We start from the raw sequence: 8,961 nt of genomic DNA on the forward strand, positions 1-8,961 counted from the left end.
CGGGCGTGGGCGCGCCGGACGACGCTGGTCCGGTGCCGCCGCCCGTCGCCGGACCGCTCGCCGACGGGGTCGGGGACGTCTGGCCGGAGGCCTTGCCCTTCTCGGAGCCGCCGCCGAGCACCAGCGCCACGACGCCGACCAGGACGAGGACCACCACCAGGGCGCCCAGCAGGATGAGGACCGGCGGCCGCCGCGACCGGGACGGCGGCTGCCCGCCGGGCGGCCCGCCGGGCGGCCCGCCGGGCAGCCCGCCGGACGGCGACGCCACCGCGGGCGGCGGCATCGGCGGGACGGTCGACTCGTGGTGCGGGGGCATCGTGCTCTGGGCAGGGGAAGGGGCCCCGGGCATCCCGTAGGCGAACGCCGGGGGGCCGCTCTCCGCCGGGTTCGCCGTCTCCTCCTCGGAGGCGAACTGCTCCGTCCACGGCGCCTCGGCGGGCATCGGGGCGGCGGCCTGGGCCGCGACCTGCGCGGGCGGCGCCTGCTCCGACGGGGGCGCCTGCTCCGGGAAGAGCGCCGGCTCGGGGAAGGGCGCCGGCTCCCGGAAGGGCGGCGGCTCCTGGTACGGAGCGGGAGGCTGAGCGTACACCGGCGCCGGGTTGGCCCCCTGCTCGAAGGCGGCCGGCTGCGCCGGTGGCGGGACGGCCGGAGCGGCCGGGGGCGGCGCGGCCTGGGGCGGGACGGGCGGAGCGGCCGGGGGCGGCGCGGGCCTGGCGGGCTGCTCCATGGGGATGTCGGTGAAGGTGGCGGGAGGCTGGAACGCGGTCACGTCGAGCTCGTCGACGGTGTCCGCGGGCGGCGGCTTCTGGAAGGTGATGACGCCCGGGTCGCGCAGCGTCCTGTCGAAGTCGTCGTCCGGCTCGACGCCCGGACCGTCCTGGTACGTCGTCTCCAGATCGTCCTCGGGGTCGTCGGACGGGAGGTCCTGCATCACCACGGCGTCCGACTGGGGGACGTCATGGGTCGTGGCGTCCCCGTCGAAGAGGTCGTCGTCCAGGTCGTCGCCGTCGGCCGGACCGTCCACCGTCCCGGGAAGGGGCAGCTCTCCGGACACCGGGGACTTCCTGGAGACGCCGAACTCGGCGGTCGTCTTGTGGTCCGGGGGCACGTACCCGGAGTCCTCGCCGCTCAACTCGTCCACCTTCCACTGACGCCGATCTCATGGAGTCCGACGACCGGCGTGACGGATCGGTTCGCCCCCCGCCCCGACGGCGTCAGCCGGCGGGGGCCGGTTCGAGTCCGCGGCGCGCGGCCTGCCGCATCTGCCGGTTGAGCGTAGCGGTGATGAGCTCGATCGCGTCGGGAGTGGTGGCGTCCTGCGCGCCGCTGAGCCAGCGGGTCGCCTCCGCCAGCAGCTCGACGGCCGTGTGGTCGGCTCCGGCGTCGGCCATCCGCCCGAGGACGGCGCCGAGGCGCAGCGCGGCGTCGGCGCTCCCGGACTCGGCCGCCCGCCGGTACCAGCCGGCCGCCTGCTCCAGACGGCCCTCGCGCTCGTACGTCTCGCCGAGGCCGAACGCCACGTCGGCCCAGGTCCCGTCCGTGGGACGCCCAAGGTCCTCGGGGCTCCAGGGTCGGACAGGCATACGATCACTCCGGCGGGTCGGGTCGCAGGGACATCGGTTCACAGGGGACGGGGCTTGCGCGCACGTGCCGCGCAGAATGCCATAGTGGATCCTTCAACTGAAATCCGCTACCGGTTTCGCCGGTTTGGCGAACTTTCTGCGTGACCGTACCGATACTCACGGAAAGATCCCCGTTCATCCGAACGAACGGGCCGCTCCCCGTGTCCGCGAGCATCGGCGCGCTCCTTTAACGCGACGCGGCTAGCGCACCAGGCCATGGTAATCCGGGTGTCTGTCAATCCACTTCTTGATGAACGGGCACAGCGGGACGACCGAGAAACCCTTGGAGCGGACGTCGTCCAAGGCGCCACGTGCCAGCGCACTGCCCAGGCCCTTGCCCTCGAACGCGGAGTCGACCTCGGTGTGGGTGAAGACGACGGTGCCCTCGCCCCGCTCGTACTCGGCGAATCCGGCGAGGTCGCCGTCCACCCGGATCTCGTAGCGGCTCTGCTCGGCGTTGTCGCTGATCTCGGTGCTCATGCCCTGATAATGCCCGCGACCGCGCGGAGATTCCCGCCTCAGCCGGCCTCGTAGCCGGCGCGGAGCAGGCAGTAGGTGACGGCCTCCTCCAGGGCCTGCCAGGACGCGGCGATCACGTTGTCCTCGACGCCGACGGTCCCCCACTCGCGCTCGCCGTCGCCGGACTCGACGAGCACCCGGGTCCGCGCGTCGGTGCCGTGCGCGCCCTCCAGGATACGGACCTTGTAGTCGACCAGCTCCAGCCGCGCCAGCTCCGGGTAGAGGCGGCCGAGCGCGAGCCGCAGCGCGTTGTCGAGGGCGTTGACGGGGCCGTTGCCCTCGCCGGTCGCGATGATCCGCTCGCCCTTGGCGTGCAGCTTGACGGTGGCCTCGCTGATCATGGAGCCGTCCGGCCGGCGCTCCACGATCGACCGCCACGACTCGACCTCGAAGTGCCGCTGCCGGACGCCGGTCAGCTCCTCGCGCAGCAGCAGCTCGAACGAGGCGTCCGCGGCCTCGAAGGTGTAGCCGGTGGACTCCAGCTCCTTCACCCGGGCCACGACGGCCTTGGCCTTCTCCCCGGACAGGTCGTAGCCGAGCTCGCGGCCCTTCAGCTCGACCGACGCGCGCCCGGCCATGCTGGACACCAGCATCCGCATGTCGTTGCCGACGGCGGCCGGGTCGATGTGCTGGTACAGGTCGGGGTCGATCTTGACGGCGGACGCGTGCAGCCCGGCCTTGTGCGCGAACGCGGACACGCCCACGTACGGCTGCTGCGAGCTCGGCGCGACGTTGGTGACCTCGGAGACGGCGTGCGCGATCCGCGTCATCTCGGCGAGCTGGGCGTCGGAGACGAGGCTCATGCCCCGCTTGAGCTGGAGGTTCCCGACGACGGTGAACAGGTTGGCGTTGCCGCTGCGCTCGCCGTACCCGTTCGCGCAGCCCTGGACGTGCGTCGCGCCGGCCCGGACGGCGGCGAGCGTGTTGGCGACCGCGCAGCCGGAGTCGTCGTGGCAGTGGATGCCGACGCGGACGCTGTGGCCGACGACCTCGTGCACGACCTCGGCCAGCTCGTCCGGCAGCATGCCGCCGTTGGTGTCGCAGAGCGCGACGACGTCGGCGCCCGCCTCGGCGGCGGTGCGGACGGCCTCCAGCGCGTAGGCGCGGTTGGCCTTGTAGCCGTCGAAGAAGTGCTCGGCGTCCAGGAAGACCCGTTGGCCCTCCGCACGCAGGTGGGAGACAGTGTCGCGGATCATCGCGAGGTTCTCCTCCAGGGTGGTGCGGAGGGCCAGCTCGACGTGCCTGTCGTGACTCTTGGCGACCAGGGTCACGACGGACGCGCCGGATTCGCGCAGAGCGGCGACCTGGGGGTCGTCGGCCGCCTTCACCCCGGCCCGGCGGGTCGCGCCGAACGCGGTGAGCTGCGCGTGCCTCAGGTCGAGCTCTGTTCGAGCCCGCCTGAAGAACTCGGTGTCCTTGGGGTTGGCGCCCGGCCAGCCGCCCTCGATGAAGCCGACGCCCAGGTCGTCCAGATGTCGCGCGACCGCGAGCTTGTCGGGCACGGAGAGGTTGAGCCCCTCCTGCTGCGAGCCGTCGCGCAGAGTGGTGTCGTAGACGTGGAACGCGTCGCCTTGCATGTGAGAACCCCCAGGGGGACCAGCGCCAGGACGCAAAAAAGACCCCTCACGGACGTGAGAGGTCTGCGCGCCGGCGGTGTCCCGTTAGCTGCCGGCGCGCCAGCCGATAATCACGAGGCTGTGGCGCATGATGCTCACAGTCTGCCACATGGTCCTCGGATCTTGGACATCCGTCTCAGATGCTGGGACGTCGCCGCCGGACCCGCCGCCGCCCCGCCGCCGCCCCGCGGCCATAACGCGACTTTCTCCCCTTGGAGTCCATTGCACAATAAAGAACGATTACCAATCAAAAGATGATGGCAATACATTCCTCACCCCGAAATGCACTTGCGCTTTCACGGTAAAAGGAATGAGGATCGCACTGTCCGCCGGAGAAGGGGGATCCGATGAGCGGCGAACCGGTCCGCGGGACGGTGGCGTCCTGGGACGACGATGCCGGGTGGGGGGTTCTGGTCTCACCCGACGTGCCCGGCGAGGTCTGGGCGCACTTCTCGGACGTGCAGGCCGAACCGGGTGCCTTCGCCTCGCTCGACCCGGGCGAGAGCGTGCTCTTCACCTGGGAGGAGGCCGAGCAGGACGGCTACGCCTACCGCGCGCTGTACGTGCGGTCGGTCGGCCGCGGCTGAGCACCCGGGCGGCGGGCTGACCGAGGCCGTCCACCCGACGTGGCGGACGGCGAACCTTTCCGAAGGGAATTCCTGGAATGCGCATGCACACATACGGCCGGGTCGCGGCCGCTTCCGGAACGGCGCTGGTGATGGCGCTCGGCACCGTGTCCACCGCGTCCGCCGCATCCGCCGCGTCCGCGGCCGGGCGTCCGGAACGCGCCGCACCCACCCATTACTTCACGTTCACGAAAAGCCGCCAGTCGTTCGTCTACCGCGACTCGGTCGGCCGGTTCCACGCGCAGGTGAACGTGGCCAGGCCCTCCAGGGGCTACCCGATGCCGTGGCTGTTCCAGATCACCAGTGCGAGGCTGCGGGCGATCGCGCGCAGCAGGGCCGTCTGCACGGCGACCGGGCTGAACGGCCGGTACCACGACCGGCACGTCGTCCCCGTCGGCTACCTCTGGCACTCCACGGTGGCACCGCACCGCGTCCGGAAGGTCTACACGCTCTCGGGCATCTGCACCTTCGCGGTGCAGGAGGGCGGCCGCCCCGGCCGCGCCTTCGTCGGCTTCTCGTTCAACTACGCCATCAACCCGTCCTCGCGGGGCGTGGGACCGGCGAGCAAGGGCCCGGTCGTCGAGACGTCCGTGCACATCCGCCACTGAGCGGCCCGGACCGGTCCGGCGGCGCGCCGCTGCGGGCGCGCGCCGCCGGCGCCGCCGGTCAGATGATCTTGTGGACCCAGCCGTAGGGGTCGGGACGGGTGCCGTACTGGATGCCGACCAGCTCCTGGCGCAGCCGCATCGAGATCTCGCCGGGCTCGCCGTCGCCGATCGTCCACTCGCGGTCCCGGCCCTTGACCCGGCCGACCGGGCTGATGATCGCGGCGGTGCCGCAGCCGAACACCTCAGTGATCTCGCCGGAGGCGCAGCCCGCCTCCCACTCGTCGATGCTGATCTTGCCTTCCTCGGTGGGCACGCCGAGGTCGGGCGCCAGCTTGAGCATCGAGTCGCGGGTGACGCCGGCGAGCAGGGTGCCGGTGAGCGCGGGGGTGAGCAGCCGGGCCTGGGCCCCGGAGCCGTAGACGAACATGAGGTTCATCGAGCCGACCTCCTCGACCCAGCGGTGCTCCACCGCGTCGAGCCAGACGACCTGGTCGCAGCCCTGCGCGACGGCCTCGGCCTGGCCGGCGAAGGACGCGGCGTAGTTGCCGCCGAACTTGGCCTCCCCGGTCCCGCCGGGCGCCGCGCGGGTGTAGTCCTGCGACAGCCACACCGAGACGGGCTTGATGCCGCGCGGGTAGTAGAGGCCGGACGGGGACGCGATGACCATGAAGAGGAACTCGTGGGCCGGGCTGTTGACGCCGAGCGCCCGCGTGGTGGCGAACATGAAGGGCCGCAGGTAGAGGCTGTGGCCCTCGGTGTCGGGCACCCAGTCCTTGTCGGTGCGGACGAGCGTCTCGACGGCGTCCACGAACAGCTGCTCGGGGATCTCCGGCATCGCCATCCGCCTGGCCGACCGGTTCATCCGCGCGGCGTTCATGTACGGCCGGAAGGTGACGATCGAACCGTCGGGCTGCCGGTAGGCCTTGAGGCCCTCGAAGAGCTCCTGGGCGTAGTGGAACACCTGCGAGGCCGGGTCCATCGGGATCGGCCCGTAGGGTTCGAGCTTCGCGTCGTGCCAGCCGCGCTCGGCCGAGTACCGGATCGTGACCATGTGGTCGGTGAAGTATCGGCCGAAACCGGGCTCGGCCAGGATCCGCGCGCGGTCCTCGGCGGTCGCGGGCCGCTCGGTGCGCGTGATCTCGAATTCCAGGGTGTCGCTCATCGCGGTCTCGTCCTCTCGCGGATGGCCCATGCTGCCCCATCGCCGCATCGGCTTCCTAGTCCCCATTGTCCTACTTCGTCTAGACCTGCTCCTCCACGCGGGCGCATACGGAAGACCGGGCGCGCCGCGAGGGCACGCCCGGTCTGGCCGGAGGCGGCGTGCCCCTAGCCGGATACTCGCTTGGCGATCGCGTCGCCGATCTGGGACGTGGACCGGGCGCCCAGCGCGGCGCGCTCGGCCAGGTCGTCCGAGACGGCCTGCTCGACGCGGCGGGCGGCGTCGCCCTCGCCGACGTGGTCGAGCAGCATGGCGACCGACAGGATCGTGGCGGTCGGGTCGGCCTTGCCCTGTCCGGCGATGTCGGGGGCGCTGCCGTGCACCGGCTCGAACATCGACGGCGCGGTGCGGTCGGGGTTGACGTTCCCGGACGCGGCGAGCCCGATGCCGCCGGCGATCGCGGCGCCGATGTCGGTGATGATGTCGCCGAACAGGTTGTCGGTGACGATGACGTCGTACCGCCGCGGCTGGCTCACGAAGAACATCGTGGCCGCGTCCACGTGGCAGTAGTCGGTCGTGACCTGCGGGTACTCCGCGGCGACCCGCTTCAGGGTCCGCTGGTAGAGGTCACCGGCGAAGGTGAGCACGTTGTCCTTGTGGACGAGCGTGAGCTTCCTGCGCGGCCGCGACGCCGCGACCTCGAACGCGTACCGGATGACGCGCTCGACGCCGTAGGCGGTGTTGACGCTCTCCTGCGTGGCGACCTCGTGCGGGGTGCCCTTGCGCAGGACGCCGCCGACGCCGGTGTACGGGCCCTCGGTGCCCTCCCGCACGACGACCATGTCGATGTCGTCCGGGGTCACGCCGGCCAGCGGGGTGCTGACGCCCGGGAACAGCTTCACCGGGCGCAGGTTGACGTAGTGGTCCAGCTCGAACCGGGTCCGCAGCAGCAGCCCGCGCTCCAGCGTGCCGCTCGGCACGCTCGGGTCGCCGACGGCGCCGAGCAGGATGACCTCCTGCTCGCGCAGTTCCTCCAGGACCGAGTCGGGCAGCGTCTCCCCCGTCCGGTGCCACCGCGCGGCGCCCAGGTCGTAGGAGGTCTGCTCGAACGTGAGGTCGCCGGACACGGCGTCGAGGACCTTCAGTCCCTCGGCGACCACCTCGGGGCCGATCCCGTCCCCCGGGATGACGGCCAGACGAATGCTGCGCGAAGCCATGCGCGCACTCTACTGCAAACGTCTCAGTGCTTGGGCTTTCGTCTCACATCGCGGGCATTCAGCGCGCGAGCCCGCAATCACCGCACATGCCGCCACCAGGGACGCGGTAATACAAGCAGCAATTGTTCCGGACGAACCCGCGCGGCCCGAAGGACCCGGCCCCGACCAGTGGTTCCCGCGCGAGCAGCGCCCGCACGATCGCGGCACGCCCGGGATCGGCGGCCCCCACGTTCAGGCTCCCCGCGAGGGCCGATGCCGCGTTGCCCCAGACCAGCCCGTCCGCGAGCCTGACGAAGTCCAGCAGCGCCTCCCGCAGCGGCCGCAGCAGCCCGTCCACGACCATGGGATGGACGATCTCGACGGCCTCGGCCACGCTCCCGACGCGCCACCCGCGCACGTCGGCGAGCCCCAGCATGATCGGCTCACCCGGCGCCCACCGCCACCGCACCCCCGAAAGATCGGGCACGACCCCGAGCGCCGCCGCGGCGACGACCGGCGACCAGATCCGCGCCGCGAGCCCCTGGAAGAGCAGCGAGGCCGCCACCCGGGTCTCATCGGTCCCGAGCCGCCCGGCATGGTCGCGGACGACCTCTCGCAGCCGTCCGGCACCCCCGGGAAACGCCCCCCAGCCGGCCTCGCCGGAGACCTCCTCCGCAACGAGCTCGAAATAGGGCCCAAGCCCGGCAACGCGCCCCAGCACGCTACGAACCTCGGCACTACTCACATCGCCCGCCACTCCCCCAGTCTCGCATCGGCGCCCGGGCAAGGCCCGCCCGCCCAGCACCGCAACCACGTACGCCCTCAAGACTCGCGATCGCGTCCGAAGGCAACTCCAACCAAACGAAAACCTGAGCGCGAAGCGGCCGCCCGGCACGACGCAACGAGACTGGCGGGCAACCTCGGGCCTTAGAGGCGGCCACTACACGGCACCCGACTCGCTGACCGGACCCACTACTGCAACCGCCTCAGCCTGCCTCGCAACCCCGCGACAACCTCAGTGGTTGCGATCGCGTCCGAAGGCAGGTTCAAGCGAAGCGAGAACCTGATCGCGCAGCGAGCCGCTAGGCGAGACGGAGCGATGCCAGCGATCGCCCCGATTTTTCGACGATGGAGGGCCTTTAGGCCCGAAGGAGGAGAAAAATCAATCAGCACGCCTTTCCAGGGCCGTCTGCAGGGCGCGGGCGGCTTCTTCCTGGGCGTCGTCGGCGGGGGCGTTGTTCCGGGTCTCGTTCATGATGGAATGCTCCGATCGCTGGGCTGGTGGCCAGAGGGGCCGCCGGGGGGCCGTGGTTCGCACGGTCCGGTTCGGCATCGGACTCACGGCCAGGCAGAGCCTCCGCAGCGGGTGCCGGCCTGCCGATGTTCAGGCCCCGCTGCGGCAGCGAAGGATTACCACGAAGCGCCGCATGACTACAGCGAGGCTACCCGCGGTTCGGCGGGTTGTCCCGACCCGTGGCTCAAAATCTCGGCATATGAGATGGGCGGGGGGGCGGGGCCGGGGGGGCGCCCCCCCCCCGGGGCCACCCCCCGGGTGGGCCGGCCCCCCCGCCTGTGGGGGGGGGGCCCCCCCCGGGGAACCCACCCCGGGACCGCG

8 protein-coding genes and 1 pseudogene are annotated in these 8,961 nt (G+C 71.7%); 2 read left to right on the top strand and 7 right to left on the bottom strand.

The genetic code is table 11. The annotated features are described in order from the left end of the window. The 4 genes and pseudogenes from ABWI04_RS40115 to cimA form a co-directional block, all read right to left on the bottom strand. Nucleotides 1–1,132: pseudogene (locus tag ABWI04_RS40115) on the bottom strand (hypothetical protein); the annotation flags it as partial. Between the two features lie 82 nt (nt 1,133–1,214). Then, nucleotides 1,215–1,583, bottom strand: coding sequence for a hypothetical protein (locus ABWI04_RS40120; protein ID WP_345174842.1), 369 nt, complete (start codon nt 1,581–1,583; stop codon nt 1,215–1,217). Nucleotides 1,584–1,823: 240 nt separating this feature from the next. Next, entirely contained in the window at nt 1,824–2,102 is a 279-nt protein-coding gene (locus tag ABWI04_RS40125) for a GNAT family N-acetyltransferase (RefSeq protein ID WP_353835678.1), read from the bottom strand. A gap of 38 nt (nt 2,103–2,140) precedes the next feature. Beyond that, complete coding sequence (gene cimA, locus ABWI04_RS40130; protein ID WP_353835679.1) at nt 2,141–3,718, bottom strand: citramalate synthase; 1,578 nt, start codon at nt 3,716–3,718, stop codon at nt 2,141–2,143. Between the two features lie 386 nt (nt 3,719–4,104). Here cimA and ABWI04_RS40135 point away from each other — a divergent pair, with 386 nt between their 5' ends. Then, nucleotides 4,105–4,344, top strand: coding sequence for a cold-shock protein (locus tag ABWI04_RS40135; RefSeq protein ID WP_345174838.1), 240 nt, complete (start codon nt 4,105–4,107; stop codon nt 4,342–4,344). A gap of 77 nt (nt 4,345–4,421) precedes the next feature. Then, the gene (locus ABWI04_RS40140) at nt 4,422–4,991 is read left to right on the top strand and encodes a hypothetical protein (RefSeq protein ID WP_353835680.1); all 570 of its coding nucleotides are present in this window, start codon (nt 4,422–4,424) and stop codon (nt 4,989–4,991) included. Nucleotides 4,992–5,049: 58 nt separating this feature from the next. Here ABWI04_RS40140 and ABWI04_RS40145 read toward each other — a convergent pair whose 3' ends face one another. The 3 genes from ABWI04_RS40145 to ABWI04_RS40155 form a co-directional block, all read right to left on the bottom strand. Further along, nucleotides 5,050–6,153 (bottom strand): branched-chain amino acid aminotransferase, encoded by a 1,104-nt coding sequence (locus ABWI04_RS40145; RefSeq protein ID WP_353835682.1) that lies wholly within the window; start codon nt 6,151–6,153, stop codon nt 5,050–5,052. Between the two features lie 164 nt (nt 6,154–6,317). Then, a complete protein-coding gene (locus ABWI04_RS40150; RefSeq protein WP_345174835.1) occupies nt 6,318–7,367 on the bottom strand; it encodes a 3-isopropylmalate dehydrogenase in 1,050 nt (349 codons plus the stop codon). A gap of 58 nt (nt 7,368–7,425) precedes the next feature. Continuing rightward, nucleotides 7,426–8,067 (bottom strand): (2Fe-2S)-binding protein, encoded by a 642-nt coding sequence (locus ABWI04_RS40155; protein WP_353835681.1) that lies wholly within the window; start codon nt 8,065–8,067, stop codon nt 7,426–7,428. Between the last annotated feature and the right edge of the window lie 894 nt (nt 8,068–8,961).

Origin of the sequence: Actinomadura sp. NPDC000929 (genome assembly GCF_040492065.1) — a bacterium.
Lineage (GTDB): Bacteria > Actinomycetota > Actinomycetes > Streptosporangiales > Streptosporangiaceae > Spirillospora > Spirillospora verrucosospora.